Source organism: Thermotoga caldifontis AZM44c09 (genome assembly GCF_000828655.1).
Lineage (GTDB): Bacteria > Thermotogota > Thermotogae > Thermotogales > DSM-5069 > Pseudothermotoga_A > Pseudothermotoga_A caldifontis.
The window spans coordinates 1,851,576-1,868,758 of sequence record NZ_AP014509.1; the positions used below are offsets into that span (position 1 = coordinate 1,851,576).

General features: G+C 51.6%; 15 protein-coding genes. 6 read left to right on the forward strand and 9 right to left on the reverse strand.

Annotated elements, in window-relative coordinates:
• Positions 1-49: 49 nt before the first annotated feature.
• From TSP01S_RS09180 to TSP01S_RS09195, 4 genes are read left to right on the forward strand one after another with little or no spacing between them, the layout of a single operon-like run.
• Positions 50-1,039 carry a methyltransferase domain-containing protein gene (locus TSP01S_RS09180; RefSeq protein WP_231848636.1) on the forward strand — a complete coding sequence of 330 codons (990 nt, stop codon included), beginning with the start codon at positions 50-52 and terminating at the stop codon, positions 1,037-1,039.
• Complete coding sequence (locus TSP01S_RS09185) at positions 1,036-5,646, forward strand: alpha-2-macroglobulin family protein (RefSeq protein ID WP_041077951.1); 4,611 nt, start codon at positions 1,036-1,038, stop codon at positions 5,644-5,646. The genes TSP01S_RS09180 and TSP01S_RS09185 overlap by 4 nt, the downstream gene beginning before the upstream one ends.
• Positions 5,612-6,094: a hypothetical protein gene (locus TSP01S_RS09190; protein ID WP_231848562.1), complete on the forward strand. Its 483-nt coding sequence runs from the start codon at positions 5,612-5,614 to the stop codon at positions 6,092-6,094. Before TSP01S_RS09185 ends, TSP01S_RS09190 begins: the two co-directional genes overlap by 35 nt.
• On the forward strand, positions 6,033-6,995 hold the full coding sequence (locus TSP01S_RS09195) for a DUF1175 domain-containing protein (protein WP_041077953.1): 963 nt from the start codon (positions 6,033-6,035) through the stop codon (positions 6,993-6,995). Before TSP01S_RS09190 ends, TSP01S_RS09195 begins: the two co-directional genes overlap by 62 nt.
• A gap of 417 nt (positions 6,996-7,412) precedes the next feature.
• Here TSP01S_RS09195 and TSP01S_RS09205 read toward each other — a convergent pair whose 3' ends face one another.
• The 9 genes from TSP01S_RS09205 to TSP01S_RS09245 are packed head-to-tail and all read right to left on the reverse strand — an operon-like array spanning position 7,413 to position 14,866.
• Positions 7,413-7,952: a 2-oxoacid:acceptor oxidoreductase family protein gene (locus TSP01S_RS09205; protein ID WP_041077957.1), complete on the reverse strand. Its 540-nt coding sequence runs from the start codon at positions 7,950-7,952 to the stop codon at positions 7,413-7,415.
• Entirely contained in the window at positions 7,949-8,704 is a 756-nt protein-coding gene (locus TSP01S_RS09210) for a thiamine pyrophosphate-dependent enzyme (protein WP_041077958.1), read from the reverse strand. Before TSP01S_RS09210 ends, TSP01S_RS09205 begins: the two co-directional genes overlap by 4 nt.
• Before the next feature lie 2 nt (positions 8,705-8,706).
• Positions 8,707-9,759: a 3-methyl-2-oxobutanoate dehydrogenase subunit VorB gene (locus tag TSP01S_RS09215; protein ID WP_197538900.1), complete on the reverse strand. Its 1,053-nt coding sequence runs from the start codon at positions 9,757-9,759 to the stop codon at positions 8,707-8,709.
• On the reverse strand, positions 9,756-9,995 hold the full coding sequence (locus TSP01S_RS09220; RefSeq protein ID WP_052463584.1) for a 4Fe-4S dicluster domain-containing protein: 240 nt from the start codon (positions 9,993-9,995) through the stop codon (positions 9,756-9,758). The genes TSP01S_RS09215 and TSP01S_RS09220 overlap by 4 nt, the downstream gene beginning before the upstream one ends.
• A complete protein-coding gene (locus TSP01S_RS09225) occupies positions 9,992-10,642 on the reverse strand; it encodes a hypothetical protein (protein WP_041077960.1) in 651 nt (216 codons plus the stop codon). The genes TSP01S_RS09220 and TSP01S_RS09225 overlap by 4 nt, the downstream gene beginning before the upstream one ends.
• Complete coding sequence (gene buk, locus TSP01S_RS09230) at positions 10,618-11,724, reverse strand: butyrate kinase (RefSeq protein WP_041077961.1); 1,107 nt, start codon at positions 11,722-11,724, stop codon at positions 10,618-10,620. The genes TSP01S_RS09225 and buk (TSP01S_RS09230) overlap by 25 nt, the downstream gene beginning before the upstream one ends.
• Before the next feature lie 13 nt (positions 11,725-11,737).
• Positions 11,738-12,622, reverse strand: a complete 885-nt coding sequence (locus tag TSP01S_RS09235; RefSeq protein ID WP_041077962.1) for a bifunctional enoyl-CoA hydratase/phosphate acetyltransferase — start codon at positions 12,620-12,622, stop codon at positions 11,738-11,740.
• Positions 12,615-13,682 (reverse strand): butyrate kinase, encoded by a 1,068-nt coding sequence (buk, locus tag TSP01S_RS09240; protein WP_041078723.1) that lies wholly within the window; start codon positions 13,680-13,682, stop codon positions 12,615-12,617. The genes TSP01S_RS09235 and buk (TSP01S_RS09240) overlap by 8 nt, the downstream gene beginning before the upstream one ends.
• Positions 13,679-14,866: an aminotransferase-like domain-containing protein gene (locus TSP01S_RS09245; RefSeq protein WP_052463659.1), complete on the reverse strand. Its 1,188-nt coding sequence runs from the start codon at positions 14,864-14,866 to the stop codon at positions 13,679-13,681. The genes buk (TSP01S_RS09240) and TSP01S_RS09245 overlap by 4 nt, the downstream gene beginning before the upstream one ends.
• 250 nt (positions 14,867-15,116) lie before the next feature.
• On the opposite strand from TSP01S_RS09245, the gene TSP01S_RS09250 reads away from it, so the two are divergent.
• On the forward strand, positions 15,117-16,268 hold the full coding sequence (locus tag TSP01S_RS09250; protein ID WP_144380660.1) for a pyridoxal-phosphate-dependent aminotransferase family protein: 1,152 nt from the start codon (positions 15,117-15,119) through the stop codon (positions 16,266-16,268).
• Positions 16,265-17,176 carry a D-2-hydroxyacid dehydrogenase gene (locus TSP01S_RS09255; protein WP_041077968.1) on the forward strand — a complete coding sequence of 304 codons (912 nt, stop codon included), beginning with the start codon at positions 16,265-16,267 and terminating at the stop codon, positions 17,174-17,176. The genes TSP01S_RS09250 and TSP01S_RS09255 overlap by 4 nt, the downstream gene beginning before the upstream one ends.
• The last annotated feature ends 7 nt before the right edge of the window (positions 17,177-17,183 follow it).

Sequence of the window (17,183 nt, forward strand, 5' to 3'; positions counted from 1 at the left end):
GCCGTGGTAAAATACATTTAACAGGATTTTTAAAAGAGGGCAGAACGTGATGCGCGATTGGCGTGAGTGGTTGGTTAGGCAGATCTCACTGGCCGGGAACTTCGACAGACACATCCTCGATGCGTTCCTCCAGGTACCGAGAGAGATCTTCAGTGAGTTCAAATACGATCCCGATGTCGTTTACAGTGATAACGTGATCGTCACGGCGAAAGACAAAGACACTTACACCACGTCGAGCCAGCCATCCCTCATGGCTCTGTTCATGAGTGCTGCCGGTTTGAAACCAGGTATGAAGGTTTTAGAGATCGGTTCGGGCACGGGGTACAACGCGTGCGTCATGGCACACGTGGTTGGAGAAGAAGGTCTGGTGGTCGGCGTAGAGATCAATCGGAAGTTTTTCGAAAAAAGCCTCGAGGCAGCCGCGGCACTCTCCCTCAGAAACGTGGTCTTCGTGAACGCCGATGGATTTTTTGGATTCGAAAAGTTTGCACCTTACGATGTAGTGCTGGTCACGGTGGCTGTGGAAAGGATTTCACCGCACTGGATAGGACAGCTCAAAATCGATGGAAGGATCGTAGCACCCGTGCACATATACACGATCGATAGACAACCTGCGTTCGTGTTCGAAAAGACCAGCGAAGGTGTCGTCGCGAAACACCTTGTAGAAACCAGGTTCATAAAGGCCGGAGGATCGCTCGGAGATCTCAACGAGAGGAACCTCGAAAGACTCTCGAGAATTGAAAAGATGTTCGTAGAACCGAGCGACTTTCTGAGATTGCCTTCGAGCCAATACGAAACTCTCGGTGTATTCCACGTCGCGAGCTGGTCTCTGTGTGAAAGACTTGGCTGGGTCTACTTCGTCGAGGACAACGCCTTCGCACGGTGGAAGGGTGGCTGGGAAACGTACGGTGAAACGAAATTGCTCAAAGCTATCGTTGAAGAGTGGGCCAGAACTCGGTACACTTCAATGACCCTGCTGGTTTTTCACTACGATTACGACATGAATTTCAAAGGGCTGGAAAGGTGGGATGAAACGTGAGGAGAATTTCCGTTCTCTACTTTCTGATGGTGCTCACCCTGCTGTGCCTGGCTAATTATGGGTATTTCAGTCGCGCGGGATTGCTGAGGCTGGGAGAAGAGCTCACGTTCACCGTCTACGGTGAAGATCTTCAGGCTGTGACGCTCACGATACGGGAGGTAAAAAACGACGATGTCCTGCTTTCAAAGTTGCTCGGAGGGCAGATCGACGTTTCCCCGTGGCTTGGCAAGGTTGTCGTGAGGAGGACTTACAAACCTGCGAAAGATTGGGAAACCTTCTCGTTGAAAACGAACGCCCGGGGAACGTACTACGCGACCCTCACACGACGGGACGAACGCGGAAGGGAGGTCGTTCTCGATGAAACCTTTTTAGTTGTGACCGACATCGAAGCGGTTCAGTTCTGCGACGGGGAAAGAACCATCGTGTGCGTGATGAAACAGGATGGTGGCTTCGTCAACGGCGCGGAGGTACTTTTCTACAAAGGTTCGAAACTTGTGAGTAAAGCTCGAACAGATGCAAAAGGCATGGCGAGCTGTGAACTCGCCTGTGACTTTTTCTACGTGAGGAAGGATCAAAGTTCCATCTTCGGCGAGATATACTCACCGTTCAAAGAGGAGTACGCAGACGAAAAATTGTTCTTGCTGACGGACCGGCCGGTGTACAAACCGAAGGACACTGTGAAGTTTCGGGGCCAGCTGTTCAGCAAGAAAGGCAGTCTTTACCATGCACTCGGAGCATCTTCCGTGAAACTGATCGTGAAGGATCCCAAAGATAACGAAGTGTACGCGAAAGATCTGACCACGGATGAACTCGGTGGATTTTTTGACGAATTCAACCTCCCAGAGAGCGCGGCGGTGGGTGTTTATGAAATCGAAATCGTCCATGGAGACAGGACCTATTACAGTAGCTTCATGGTGGAAGAATACAGAAAACCTGAATACAAGATCTCGATCGAAACTCCTGAAGGACCGGTTTTTGCAGATCAAACGCTCCGGTTCACTATCTATGTCAATTATTTCAACGACCAGCCTGTCGCACATGCACAGGTGGCTTATTACGTGCACGCAAAACCGTTCTACGAAGATTCCTTCCTCGCGTACAGGGGGCTCGAACTGACCGACGAGAACGGAAAGATCACCGTTGAAGTTAAGATCGATGAAGGTTTCGACGGCTACTACACCATTGAGGTGATCGCGACCGACGAGAGTCAACGTCAGGTGGAGGAAAGAAAGTCTGTGAGGGTATGGCCGGCCGACGTGAACATCCAGCTGGAAGAAGAGTACATCTGGACGAGTCCGGGGCAGAGACTGAAGATAGCCCTTTCTGTAACGAACGTGGCCGGTGAACCACTCGATGGAACACTCACCGTGGAGGTGGATGGTGCTGTTCAGGAGATCCAGGTCACGAACGGAAAGGCAGAATTCACCTTCGTTCCAGAAAAACCAAAGACTTACAACGTTGAATTATCCTTCGGAAAGGCCAAGAAACGTTTGATCATTCACGCCTTCGGTGATGGTTACAAGCCGAGCGAATTGATGTTGATCTGCGATCAGAAGAAACTACAGCCCGGTCAGACGTTTCAACTCCAGCTCGTTTCGTCCCACAGGTTCACCGGCTTGGTTGCCGTGCTCGCCGAGAGGATCTATCAAATCGTACCCGTGGACGCCTTCGAACAGGCCTCGATCCTGTTGAAAGCGCCTGAAGATGTTTTCGAAAAGAATCTGTTCATCGTCTTCCTCGGGATCGAGAACGGAAGACGCGTCGAGAAGGAATTGAAAATCCCTGTTGAACGTGCTCTGAACGTTTCCAGCTTGAAGATAAGCTTCGACAAGGCGAAGTACGAGCCTGGTGAATTCGCAACGGTGAAGATAGAGGCCGATGCGGCCAGCGTTTGTCTCATGCTCGTGGATGAAGCCATATACGCCATGATCGGGCAGGAGCCACCCAGTCTGGAAGAGTTCCTCTACCCTGAGAACGACTATCCAGCCGTGACGTACGATTTCGCCCACACCTGGAGACTCTACTCTTTGACGGATCGGGTTTATGCAGAACTGCTGAGCAAAGAAGTTTCTTTCGAAGACTTCAAGAAGAGTGCGGTGACGGAAAAGATAAACGTGAGAGAGTACTTCCCGGACACGGCGCTGTGGATCCCTTCCTTGCGGCTCGAACGAGGTGTAGCAACACTGCGTTTCAAAGTCCCGGACAGCATAACGACGTTCAGAGCAACAGCCTATGGCTTTTCAAAATCGATGTTTTCGCAGGGTTCTGGCGCCATGCTCGTGACCAAACCTTTCTACGTGAGACCGAACCTGCCCACTTTCTTCAGAGAAGGTGACGTCGTGCGTGTAGGTGCCACGATCTTCAACCGAACCGACGAAGCGTTGAAGGTGAACTACTGGGTGGAATTTCCCAACGCGCTGCGAGCCATGCAGGATGTCTCAGGTGAAACCGTCGTTCAACCGAACTCTTCTTTCACGCAATCGTACTTCGTTGAAGCGATCCAACCTTCGGATCCCTCAACGCTGACCTTCTACGCCGTTTCAAAGCAAACCGATGCCATAGCGTTGAACGTGCCGGTCAGACCGTTCGCGTTCGAGAGAGAATATTACTCTCTCGAGGTCATCGACGCCAAAAAGAACGTGACGTTGCCGGATGCGGAATACGTTCAGGCGAAACTGAGGGTCCTTAAGAGCGTGGTGCCGGTCCTCGCTAAGAGCATAGAAGGGTTGATCCATTATCCTTACGGGTGCACGGAACAAACTATGAGCAGTTTCTTGCCAGCGATCGTCGCATCGAAGATGGGATTGAAGATAGAAAACCTCGATGAGATCGTTCAGAAGGGTCTGTTCAGACTGTACGACCATCAGCACTCCGACGGAGGCTGGGGCTGGTGGAAGACCGACGAGAGTCATCCACTGATGAGTGCTTACGTGATGGAGGGGCTCTATTACGCGCGCGAAGCAGGTTATCACGTGCCAGATTCGGTCGTTCGCAGAGGGATGGAGTATCTTTCGAACAACCTGACCGGTTACGGTGCTTACGTGCTCTCTCTGCACGGTGTGAACGCTGTGGATTTCCAGCCCAAGAACGCTATCGATCTCATCTTCGGCAGCATGCTGTCTGCTGAATATCTGCGGAGAGCTCTCGGGTTCGTTGAAGAGAATGAAAGGTTCGCGCGTGTGAGAGTTGATTTCGATGATCATTTCATCAGCGAAATCCAGCTTTCCAGCGTCCTGCTCAGATCTCTAATGAAGTGGCAGAAAGATTCTCCACTCGTGTCGAAACTGATCAACTATCTTTTGAGCGAGAAGGATGGTTACTTCTGGTATTCGACAAAGGACACTTCTTACTCGGTATTGGCATTGCTCGAAGCGCTTCCAAGCTACGACAGGCCGCTCGTGTGGATCAGGAACAACCAGAAGGAATTCTTCTTAGACACCGAAGGTGAAGTCTCACTGGAAAAAGGTTCTCTCGCGATCGAAGGTCAGGGACTCGTCGAGGTTCACGTGGTCTACCTTGAACGTCCAGTCGCTGCGGTTCGCGAAGGTCTACAGATCGAAAGACGATTCTACAAGCGATACGAGCTCTACCTGGAAAAGGACAAACAGTTGCTCGATGCCTTCGTTCCACTCGGTAGCGATCTGGTACCGATCGCCATCGAACGCGTGGAGCCGTCCGATAGAACCCTTCGCGTGTACGCCCACGAGTACGATGGAATCAAATCTTTCGAGCACAACGGTGTGAAATTCACGGTGATGGACGATCGTCTGGTGCTGTTCAACGTCACCTACGAGTTCGAAAAGCTCCTGGCGGCATCGGGCTGGATCGTTGCAAAACTGAAGAACGACGCTGTGCTCGTGTGCGACACAAACTCTAAGAGAATCTCCATGGAACAGGGTGTAAGAGACGTAGCGTTGCTCGGTTCGAAGGTGCTGAAACTCAAGGGAAATGCACTTTTGATGAACGAAACGGTGTTGCTAAAGGTTCCAGACGATGTTGAAGAGCTGACCTGCACAGACAGAGAAATTCTGCTGAAAGCGAAGGACAAAACGTACTGGTTGAAGGATGGAAATCTCGTCGAACTCTGCTTCACGGCGCAATTCGTCGAGGAATGGGACGGAGAAAGGCTCGTGGCGAGCGATATCAAGTTTTCCGGAAGCGAATCGGTCCTCGATGGAACGTTCAAAATCACGTTCAAGCATGAACCGGTCAAACTCCAAGCTGGAGACATCGTTAAGACCGTTCTCACAGTCAGTGAATGTGACGGACAGTATCTGATCGTCGAAGACTTCTTCCCATCGTGTGCACAGGTGTTATCCGAGTACACCGAGAGAACTCTGTATTCTTCTGGCAAATTCAGTTATGGCTGGTACAGGCCGTGGCGCTTCTGGTACTCGGCACGCGAACTCCACGAGGATCGAATCGTGTTCTTCGCCACACGGTGGTGGAACGACGCGTTCAGTTACGTCTGGAGGGTCACAGCCGATGGGATATACCAGCTGTTGCCAGCGAGGGTTTATTCGATGTACAGAAAAGGTCTTTACGCTCATTCTGATCCTTGCGTGCTCCACGTTGGCCTGGACGGTGAGGATCTGGCGGGCGAATGATCTGATCGAGAGAGGTCTTTTGAACTCGAAACTGGCCGAGCTGAGGAGGATATGCGAAGTTTTAAAAGTCGAACCAAGCTTCGACGTTTTGATCGTGGAATGTGAAGCGCTGGAGGAATTTCACCGGATCACGAACCGTCTTTACAGCATCGGCGCGGTGTACTCGAAGGGCGTTATCGTCACTCAGCCCTTCACGGTGCTGAAGTCAAAGGGTGTGCTGGAAGAGGTCCTCGTGCACGAGCTTTTGCACCACGTAATCTCGATCAACTTCGACCTTCCTGGCTGGGTCCAGGAGGGTCTGATCCTCTATCTGACAGGTGCACAGGTAGAAAAACTTCCTTTCCATCACAGAGAATGTCTTTTGAGATTCATGAGAGAGGTAGACCATGAAGAGATTGATGATCTTCTTGCTCGCCACAGGCGCATTCCTTATTCTGAACCTCGCTGAACGTCTTCTTTTTCACGTCGAGATAGAGTCTGGTGACTTTGTGGTCGACTCGGTTCAGGATCTCTTCATAAGAGCGACGCTCAGATTCGCACAGATCAAGAGTGACAAAACCGTTCAAAAGGTCGATGGAGGCATCCTGGTGAAAGATGTCAGACCAGGTGAACGGATCCGGCTCACGTTTGAGAGTAGAGGGCTCTTCAAAAAGAAATTGACCTACAGCGTTTTTGCCAGTCCGAGCTCTTTCGATACGGACCTGGACGGATACCCAGACTGTCTCGAGCTGGACAGACAGGACAGCCAACGGTTCAGAAACTGGTTCGTCTGGATAGCCGTGTCCGCACTCATGGACGATCCTGTGCTCTGGAACAAGAAAGAGAGAGATTGCGCCGGTTTCGTGCGTTACTGTGCGAGAGAAGCACTCAGGAAACACGACGAGTGGTGGCTGAAAACGATCAAATACCGTGGTCCCATTTTCGGGGACGTACAGAAGTACAACTATCCAGATTTACCACTGGTCGGAGAGAAACTGTTCAGAATACAGAAAGGGAGCTTCAAAAGCAAGGAAGAATTCTCTCATTTCGCCACGGCAAGAATCCTGGTGGAATGCAGTATGAGGTTCGTCACAAAGGATGTAAACGAAGCCGCAGCTGGCGATGTTCTGGTGTTCTTCCATCCAGAAGATTTTGAATTTCCTTATCACCTCATGATCTACGCCGGCGATCTGGGCCTGATGAAGGACAAAACCTGGCTCATCTACCACACGGGACCCATCGGTGACAACCCTGGCGAGTTGAGACTCGTTCGCCTGCAGGAACTGTTGAACTACGATCCCACCTGGTGGCCCGTGAAGGACAATCCGAACTTCCTCGGTTTCTACAGGTTCAGGTTTCTGAACGATTGATCTTCACATCATCGTTACCTTCTGTGGGACGAATCCTCCGTATATAACTTATGGGGAGCGCTCCTGTGAAGAAGACACCATCTCGATGGTGGAGAGCATCCATTGGCATAAGGTATGCGATCACGAAACTTGGAAACGTAGGACAAAAAGATCACAATCGATGAGTAAAAGTACCTTTCAGACGGTCGTGGATGATACACAGTACGAAAATCTCGCTCCCCTGAAAATCCTAACGAAAAAGCTGCGAGAACTTGCCGCGATCCCGTTCTGTGGACAGCCAAGCATCGAACGAGAAATGAATAAAAAGGAAAAAACACTCAAGCCCCTCAGCGGGGCGTTTTCGTTTTAACTCGGCGAGCGTTCAGAAGAACATAAAAAATGCCGGAGCGAAAGCTCCGGCCAATGGGTGGGTCTATCTCATCCGCCTACGTGTCTGATACCAGCCTCTATGGCTTCAAGGTTGAGTTTCAAAAGAGAGGAACCTTTCTCACCGAGCTTGTACTGCAGTGCAGATACGATAGATTCAACTTTCACACACTTCGTCACCGCCACGATCGCGCCGAGCACGACCATGTTGGCAACCTTCAGGTTTCCAATCTTCTCGGCGATCTCGTTCGCAGGCACTTCGATGACTTTGATATCGTTCCTGCTCGCTTTCCTATCGATCACAGAAGAATTCAGAAAGAGAAATCCACCTTTTTTGAGCCTTGGTTCGAACTTCAAGAGTGAAGGAATGTTCATCGCAACGACGACATCGGGTGTATCAACGATCGGAGAAGCGACAGGCTCATCGCTTATGACCACCGTGCAGTTTGCAGTTCCACCACGCATTTCCGGACCATAGGATGGGAACCACGTCACGTTCTTGCCTTCGATCATCCCCGCCTGGGCCAGGATCTGGCCCATCAGCATCACACCCTGTCCGCCGAAACCTGCCAGTACGAAACTCAGCGTCATTTTTCTTCACCAACCTTGTCCACAAAAACTCCGAGCGGATATTCCTTCACCATCTGCTCGTCGATCCATCTTCCTGCCTTCAGCGGGTCCATGCCCCAGTTCGTGGGACAGGTCGAGAGTACCTCGACCAGACCAAAACCGATATCCTTCAACTGGGCAAGAAAGGCCTTCTTTATGTGGCGCTTCGTGGCCAGAACGTCCTTGGGTGTGTTCACCTTCGTGCGTGCAAGGTATGCGACTCCCCTCAACTCTTTCAGAACCTCACACACGTGTATCGGGTAACCTTCACGTTCGGCGGTTCGACCGTACGGAGACGTCGTCGTCTTCATGCCGAGCAGTGTTGTCGGTGCCATCTGACCTCCCGTCATACCGTATATGGCATTGTTGATGAATACAGTCGTGACCCTCTCACCGCGGTTGGCTGCATGGATCGTCTCGGCCGTGCCTATCGCCGCGAGATCGCCATCGCCCTGGTAGGTGAACACGACGAGGTCCGGTCTCGCCCTCTTCATACCTGTCGCCACGGCGAGGGCACGCCCATGTGGTGCCACCGTGCCGTCGAGCTCGAAGAACTCGTAGGCGAACACCGAACAACCCACGGGTGCCACTATGATCGTTTTCTCCCTTATACCGAGCTCATCTATCACTTCCGCGATGAGTCTGTGGACTATGCCGTGATGACAGCCTGGACAATAGGAAAATTGTTTTTTACTGAGAGACTCTGGCATCTTGTAAACGGCTCTGTACTCCATCTTCAACGCCTCCCAACGAGCTTCATCAAATGCTCGAAGATCTCTCCGGGTGTCGGGACCACACCCGCCATGCGACCGTAGAACTCGATCCGGGTCAACCTCAAAGCCGCGAGCTTCACGTCTTCAAGCATTTGACCGGAACTCATTTCAACTGTGAGGATCAAAGAGACGCGTTTCGCGAGTTCTTCGAGTGGTTTATAAGGATAAGGATAGAGCGTGATGGGTCTGAAAAGACCAACTTTCAATCCCTCTTCCCGTGCCATCCTCACGACACTCTTGCAAATCCTTCCAACGGTACCGTAAGCGGCCAGCAATATCTCCGCATCCTCGGTGTGAAACTCTTCCCACCTGATCTCTTCCTGTTCCATCTTCCTGTACTTCTCCTGAAGCTGCAGGTTCATCTGCTCGAGTCCGTACGGGTCTATGTTGAACGACGTCACCTTCCTGGGAGGCCTGTCCTTCGCACCGGTGAGTGCCCAGCCACTGTTGTCGTAGCTGACCTGCTTCTCTTCCAGTTCGACAGGCTCCATCATCTGACCCAAAAGTCCGTCCGCAAGTATGAGCGCAGGGTTTCTGTATTTATCCGCAAGCTCGAACGCAAGCTGAGTCAGAGTCACCGCTTCCTGAACGGTGGAGGGTGCAAGAACGATCAGTCTGTAATCTCCATGGCCGCCGCCTTTCGTCGCCTGAAAGTAGTCTCCCTGGGAAGGTTGAATGTCTCCAAGCCCCGGACCACCACGAACCACGTTGACGAACACCGCGGGAAGCTGTGCACACGCTATGTATGAGATTCCTTCCTGCATGAGGCTGAAACCGGGAGAAGAGGTCGATGTCATCGCGCGTTTTCCAACACTCGCAGCACCGTAGATCATGTTGACTGCAGCCACTTCGCTTTCTGCCTGCAGAAAACAACCTCCAACCTCTGGTAAACGCCTCGCCATGTACTCCGTCAATTCGTTCTGTGGAGTGATTGGATAGCCAAAGAAGTTCCTGCAACCTGCCATGATGGCGGCTTCACCTATGGCTTCCACACCCTTCATCATTATCTTCTTCACTGCACCTCACCTCTTGCAGGAACCAACCTGTAGACCGTGATGCACACATCCGGGCACATCATGTAGCAGAAACCACAACCGGTGCACTTACCCTCTGGATCGTGTTGCTCTGCAGGATGGTAACCCTTGCTGTTGAAGCGTTCAGAAAAGCGAATGATTTTCTGTGGGCAGGCGTTGATGCACAATCCGCACCCTTTGCACCTCTCTGCGTCTATTTCGATGTAGGCTTTCTTCAAACCAATTCCTCCTTTCCGATCAGGTATCTCTTTATCCTGAACGTCTCGAACTCTCCTTCGTAATCCAGCGGCTCGGCAACGACGTTGAAGGCAACCGGTATCGATGTCGCTCTGGAAACTTCTTTCACGATCTCTTCACCTTCTCTGATCACATCCACCGTGGTCTGATTTCCAAGGTTCGTGTTGTTTATCAGGTAGTCGACCTCGATCGAAGCGGCGCGCTGGATCCTCTCGATGTGGTGGCAGATCTTTTCCACCGTATCGCAGAAGGGTCTTCGAGCGTTTATGACGAAATAAACATCGGCGTCCGAAAGGTATTCTTTCAGCGAACCGATGACGATGCTGCCTTTTTCATCGCCCCCAACATCGAGCACCACCAGATAGCTCGGATTCTGCAGATAACCAACCACAGCCGCATCGATCAGAGGAAGATCGGCCCTCATGATGTGGTCTGGTGGTGCTATGACCCGTATGTTCTTTTCCTCAAGCATATTTCTGTATTCGCGCACCCTGAAATAGCTCGCAGTGACATCGACGTCCGCTATGGCAACGAGTTTGCCATCGAACTTGCTCTTTATGGCAAAATTCATCGCGATCTCGGTTTTGCCCGAACCGTAAAGACCTAAGAAGACCTTGTTTTTTGCCATTTTTCCGCCTCTTCTCTGTAGTTCTTACTCTTCTCTTCGCCCCTCAGAACTCTCAAAGCACCCAGGGCAAGGGCCCTCTCTTCGTTCCCACCAGGATATACCAGAACGGGTGCAATGAAAGAAACGTAATCTTTGAGCCAGCTGACCATGTACCTTTGATCGTACGCGATGCCCCCAGTCAGGACTATCGCATCGACCTCTCCTCTGAGTGCGGCCGCCATCTTGCCTATCCATTTGGCGATCTGATACGCCATGGCCCTGTAGACCAGTTCGGCCTCGCGATCGCCCTTATTGATGCGCTCCTGGACCTCCAGAGCGCTGTTCGTTCCAAGGTACGCCACGAGGCCTCCGTTGCCCTTTATGCGTTTCAGGATCCATTCTTTCGTATACTTGCCACTGTAGCACAGATCGATCAGCTGAGTCAGAGGCAACGTGCCACTGCGCTCCGGTGTGAAGGGCCCGTCACCATCGAGCGCGTTGTTCACATCGACAACCCTTCCTTTCATGTGTGCACCGATGGATATGCCACCACCCATGTGTACGACGATCAAATTGACTTCCTCGTATTTCTTTCCGAGTTCCGCTGCCGCAAGGCGCGCCACGGCTTTCTGATTCAGCGCATGGAAGATCGACTTCCTCTCAAGCTCCGGATGCCCCGACAATCTCGCAACGTCCCACATTTCATCTACCACCACAGGATCAACGATGTAAGCTTTCACACCGGCCAGCTTCGCAATTTCATAGGCCAGCACGGCACCGAGATTGGATGCATGTTCACCGTATTTTGCCTGTCTGAGCTCTTCCAGCATCGTTTCGTCCACTTCGTAGGTTCCGGAAGGAATAGGTCTGATCAGACCTCCGCGCCCCACAACGGCTGAAAAATCACCCGGTCTGTAACCGGAATCTTCGAGGAACCTCAAAAGCGTTTGCTTCCGGAACTCGTACTGGTCGAACAGGCGCACGTACTTGGAAAGTTCACTCAAATCATGATAGATCGTCTGAGAGATCTTGCAATCTTCATCCTCGAATATGGCGAGCTTCGTCGATGTCGAACCTGGATTGATCACCAGTATTCTGAACATCGCCCACACCTCTTCAACAGAGAATCGCGGCGAGCGCTATGGAATAAAGCTTGGTCCTGTCGGAGTCAGCTCTAGATGTGAGAACGATTGGTATCCTTGCTCCAAGGATCACTGAAGCAACCGTCGCGTTCGCGAAGAACACCAGAGCTTTGTACAGAACGTTACCGGCTTCTATGTCTGGCATGATGAGTATGTCTGCATCTCCAGCCACCGGGCTTTCGATCTTCTTGTGCTCGGCAGCTTCTTTAGAGATCGCGTTGTCCAAGGCGAATGGACCATCCACGATGCAGTCCTTTATCTGACCCCGATCACTCATCTTGCTCAGGACGGCTGCGTCCAGTGTGGCGGGCATCTTCACGTTCGGCACCTCTATCGCACCCACGATGGCGACCTTCGGTTTTTCAATGCCGAGTTTCTTCATCACCTTCACCGAGACGTTTATCATATCGATCTTTTGTTCCAGGGTCGGCGCGATGATCATTCCAGCATCGCTGATCGCTAAAAGTTTGTGGTAGGTCGGGATATCGAAAACACTGACCATCGTGATGGTCGAGCCGGTTTTGAGATTGTACTGATCCTCAAGCACGACTTTCATGAGATCTCCCGTCTTAACGGAGCCTTTCATCAAGAGTTCTCCACGTTCCGAGACGACTTCGACCGCCACCCGTGCACTCTGATCCTTCTGGCAATCTATCAGTTCGCAACGGCTCAGGTCAAGACCAACTCTTTCCGCCAGCGCCTTCGTCTCGACCTCAGGACCAACCAGCACTGGTTCGACGATGGAATGCTCCAGCGCCATCTTCAAAGCGCTCAACACGACATCGTCGTTTGAACCTGCCACGACGATCTTCTTTCTCAGTCCTCGAGCTCTCTCAACGAGGAATGCGAGCCTATCCATTCGGACCACCCCAGATCTTCGCCTTCTCCTCGCCCCTCAGGACCCTCAACGCTCCCAGAGCCAGTGCCTCCATTTCGAATTCGCCTGGAAGCACGAAGATGGGTGCAAACTTGTAGATGTATTCCTTTATCATCTCAACGAATTCGTCACTGTGCGCCATGCCCCCCGTTAAAATGATTGCATCGAGCTTTCCTTTCAAAACGGCGCACATTCCGCCGATCTCTTTCGCTATCTGGTAAGCCATTGCTCTGACAACGAGAGAAGCGTAGCTATCATTTTTCGCCATTTCGAGCGCTTTTCTCAGATCGTTTGTACCAAGGTATGCAACCAGTCCGCCGCGCCCAACAAATTTCTTCTTCAGTTCTTCTCTACTGTATCGTCCACTGAAACACATGCGAACAACATCGCCCACGGGCAGTTCTCCCGTTCTTTCCGGGCTGAAAGGTCCCTCATCGTTGGCGTTATTCACATCTATGATCCTTCCTTTCCGAACGGCTGCTACGGATATTCCACCACCGAGGTGTGCCACCACAGCGTTCAGTTCTTCCAGACTTTTGCCGAGCTCTTTCGCCACCTTTCTGCACACAATCTTTATGTTGAGCGCGTGAGAAAGGCTCTTCCTTTCAATTTCAGGTATTCCAGAAAGCCTTGCTTCAGGTATCATCTCGTCGACAGAAACTGGATCTGTCGTGTAAACAGGAATCTTACCGTTGGACATTTCATGGGCTATCACACACGCGAGGTTCGAAACGTGTTTCACCGGTGATTCGTACTTCAAATAGTTCACCATGCGTTCATCGACCAGGTAAGTTCCACTCTCCACAGGAGGGAGAATGCCCCCCCTTGCGGCAATCGCATCGAAATCTTCGATCCTGAATCCTGCTTTTTCCAGCGCCGAAAGAATGGATCTCCTTCTCAACGGCTCTTGGTCCATCAACGTCTCGCACTTTGCGAGCTCCTCCGCACTGTGTTCGAACTTCTCCGAATAAATGCATTTTTCATCTTCATAAACGGCCACCTTTGTGGATGTTGAACCTGGATTGATGACCAAAATCCTCATCTGCACTTCAACCCCTTGGCCTCAACATAGTCCATGTAAGCCAGTTTCAACCTGTGAACGCCTTCTCTTATCTGTTCGAAAGTCGGCAAGCAGAAAGACATGCGCATGGAGCTGGATGGCTCCTCGTAAGGTTTGAACGCTTCACCGGGGATGTAGAAGACCTTTCTCTGCTCGGCGAACTTGAAAAGTTCCATGGTGTCAACATCGGGCAGGGTTGTCCAGATGAAGAGTCCTCCATCCGGATCGGTCCAGTCGATGTCTGCCACATCGGAGAACTCCTCTCTCAGAGCTTCGATCATCGTTTCTTTCTTTTTCCTGTAAAGTTCTATCGCTGGCTTTATCTGTTCGAGTATGTCGTAGCGCTCCAGATAACGTGCCGCAAGTCGCATCGTTAAAGAGGGGCTGCACAGATCCGTACCCTGCTTCGCCAGAACCAATTTCCTGATGATCTGTTTGTCCGCCACGACGATGCCGATTCTCAAACCCGGACAGAGTATCTTGCTGAACGTGTTGAGCAGAATGACCCTATCAATGCCTCCAAAGCTCATGATGGGTGGTATATGTTCTCCTCTGAATCTAAGGACACCGTAAGGATCGTCCTCGACGATCAGAACATCGTACTTCTCGGCGAGCTCCACGAGAGCCTTTCTCTTTTCGACGGAGGTGGTTATTCCAGATGGGTTCTGGAAGTTCGAAACGATGTAGATGAACTTCACCCTGTGCAGCTGGTTCTCCTTCTGCATCCGCTTCAGATGTGCCTCCACTTGGTTGAGATCCGGTCCGTCCTTCTCGAACTTGACGACCAGAAACCTCGCATCCCTCATCCTGAAGGCGCTGAGAGCACCTAAATACTCTGGATCGCCAACTATCACACAATCGCCTGGATCGAGCAGAACTTTCCCCACGAGCTCCAGTGCCTGCTGTGAACCGACGGTTATCAGAACGTTTTCGGGTGAGAATCCGTCGAGGCCGTAGACCCTCTTCAACAGGATGAGGACCTGCTTGATCAGCTCCGGATCGCCCTCGGTTGTGGCATACTGGAGGGTGTATCTGTACTCGTTCTCTATTATCTCCCTGGCGAGTTCTGCGAGCTGGTGCCTGGGGAACGTTTCCGGATCCGGCGTACCACCACCGAACGAAACCGCGCCGGGCATGTTAGCGTATTTGAGCAACTCCCTGATCATTGAAGATTTCAACTTTTGCGCGAGAGTCGAGAAACGAAAATCCAAGCGATTCACCCCCTTAATTAGTATCAAACTCGTGCCAACCTGGCTCGGTTCATCTATTAAGCTTCAGCACGGAAACGCACGCTTTGCAAATCATTGCACAATGCAAATATTTGCACGCAAACTCTTGCTCAACGAAACCTAAACGATCCGTCACAAACGATGGTAAACTAATCGTGCAAACCAATCTGAACCTGGGGGGATGCAGATGTTCAAATTGAAAAAGCATTACATAATGGCGCCAGGCCCAACACCGGTACCTGTGGACGTGTTGCTCGCCGGTGCGAAAGAGACCATACACCACAGAACGCCACAGTTCTTGGAGATCATGGAGAAGACGCTGGATGAGGCGCGGTATCTGTTCCAGACGTCGAACCGCGTCTACGTCTTCGTTTCTTCCGGTACAGGCGCGATGGAGGCTGCGGTGACAAACTTGCTCAATCCTGGTGAGAAGGCGATAGTCGTCGTCGCCGGAAAGTTTGGAGAACGCTGGAAAGAGATCTGCGAAGCTTACGGAATCAACGTGGTCGAGATAGCACTCGAATGGGGAGAGGCCGTCACACCCGAACAGATAGAGAAAGCTATGAGAGAGCATCCAGACGCAAAGGTCATATTCACAACACACAGTGAAACCTCAACCGGAACCGTCATAGACCTTCAGGCCATAGCGCAGTTGACGAAAGACACCGATAAGGTCCTGGTGACGGACGAGATCAGTGGTTTGCTTGCTGAACCTCTGAAGATGGACGAATGGGGTGTCGATGTGGTCGTCGCCGGATCACAGAAAGGTATAATGATGCCACCGGGTCTGGCCTTCATCACCCTGAGTAAGAAAGCCTGGGAGCTCGTTGAGAAGAACAAATGCCCGAAGTATTACTTCGATCTGAAGTACTACGAGGAAAACTATCCAGACAATCCATGGACGCCCGCGGTCAACATGATCTACATGCTCAACCAGAGTGTAAAGATGCTGAAGGAAGAAGGCATAGAGAACGTTTGGGAGAGACACAGAATCCTCGGTGAGGCCACGCGCAACGCGGTCAAAGCGCTCGGTCTGGAACTGTTCTCGAAGCGACCCGGTAACGTGTGCACCGCCGTCAAAGTACCCGCCGGGCTGGAGGCGAAGAAGATCACGAAGATCATGAGGGACAAGTACGGTGTCACCATAGCGGGTGGCCAGGGAAAGATCTCGAACAGCATCTTCAGGATCGCACACCTCGGTTACGTATCGTTGTTCGATACGATAGCGGCCATCAGTGCTCTGGAATTCACACTGCACGAGCTTGGATATCCCGTGAAGTTCGGCGAAGGTGTGAAAGCTGCCATGGAGACGTTCCACCGGGAAGGTGTCGCCGGATGATCAGGGTTCACGTGAACGATCCGCTGGAAAAGGAAGCGATGGAAATCCTCAAATCCAAACCGCAGCTCAAGGTTACCTGCGAGCACCTCGACAAAGAAAAGCTCCTCGAATTGATCCCAGAAATCGAGGTCCTCATTGTAAGAAGTGCCACGAAGGTCACAGCCGACCTGATCGAGAGAGCCGCCAAGCTCAGGTTGATCTGCAGAGCGGGCGTTGGACTGGACAACATAGACGTTGAAGCTGCACAGAAAAAGGGTGTCAAAGTTCTGAACACACCCGGCGCCAGCGCGGTGTCGGTGGCTGAACTCACGTTCGGCCTCATGCTTTCTGCCGCCAGGCATATAGCTAAAGGAACCATGGATCTGAAGAATGGCCTGTGGACGAAAAAAGAACTCGAGGGAGTCGAACTGTTCGGCAAGACGCTGGGCATAATAGGACTTGGAACGATCGGAAAAGAAGTGGCAAAGAGGGCCCTTGCCTTCGGAATGAACGTCGTAGCCTACGATCCGTACGTGAAACACTTCGAAGGTGTGAAACTGACCAGCTTGGACGAACTCTACGCCGTTTCCGATTTCATCACTCTGCACGTGCCACTGACCAGCGAAACTAAACATTTGATAAACGCCGAAGCTATCGCAAAAATGAAAAACGGTGTGATCATCGTGAATGCGTCCCGTGGAGGAGTCATAGACGAAGCGGCATTGTACGATGCTCTCGTCTCAAGAAAGGTGTACGCGGCGGCCCTGGACGTCTTCGAGATCGAACCTCCCACCGATGAACTCAGAAAGAAACTGCTACAGCTTCCTTACGTTGTGGCAACTCCACACATAGGAGCTTCGACGGTGGAAGCGCAGGCGAGAGTGGCAAAAGAACTGCTCCAGAGGCTGTTCGAAGAGCTGAAAATATGAAGGGGGC

Coding starts and splice junctions, on each gene's coding strand:
- TSP01S_RS09250 (WP_144380660.1), top strand. CDS start 15,117: ATGTTCAAATTGAAAAAGCATTACATAATGGCGCCAGGCCCAACACCG.
- TSP01S_RS09195 (WP_041077953.1), top strand. CDS start 6,033: ATGAAGAGATTGATGATCTTCTTGCTCGCCACAGGCGCATTCCTTATT.
- TSP01S_RS09205 (WP_041077957.1), bottom strand. CDS start 7,952: ATGACGCTGAGTTTCGTACTGGCAGGTTTCGGCGGACAGGGTGTGATG.
- buk (WP_041077961.1), bottom strand. CDS start 11,724: ATGTTCAGAATACTGGTGATCAATCCAGGTTCGACATCGACGAAGCTC.
- TSP01S_RS09235 (WP_041077962.1), bottom strand. CDS start 12,622: ATGGATAGGCTCGCATTCCTCGTTGAGAGAGCTCGAGGACTGAGAAAG.
- TSP01S_RS09180 (WP_231848636.1), top strand. CDS start 50: ATGCGCGATTGGCGTGAGTGGTTGGTTAGGCAGATCTCACTGGCCGGG.
- TSP01S_RS09245 (WP_052463659.1), bottom strand. CDS start 14,866: ATGATCAGGGAGTTGCTCAAATACGCTAACATGCCCGGCGCGGTTTCG.
- TSP01S_RS09255 (WP_041077968.1), top strand. CDS start 16,265: ATGATCAGGGTTCACGTGAACGATCCGCTGGAAAAGGAAGCGATGGAA.
- TSP01S_RS09210 (WP_041077958.1), bottom strand. CDS start 8,704: ATGGAGTACAGAGCCGTTTACAAGATGCCAGAGTCTCTCAGTAAAAAA.
- TSP01S_RS09225 (WP_041077960.1), bottom strand. CDS start 10,642: ATGGCAAAAAACAAGGTCTTCTTAGGTCTTTACGGTTCGGGCAAAACC.
- buk (WP_041078723.1), bottom strand. CDS start 13,682: ATGAGGATTTTGGTCATCAATCCAGGTTCAACATCCACAAAGGTGGCC.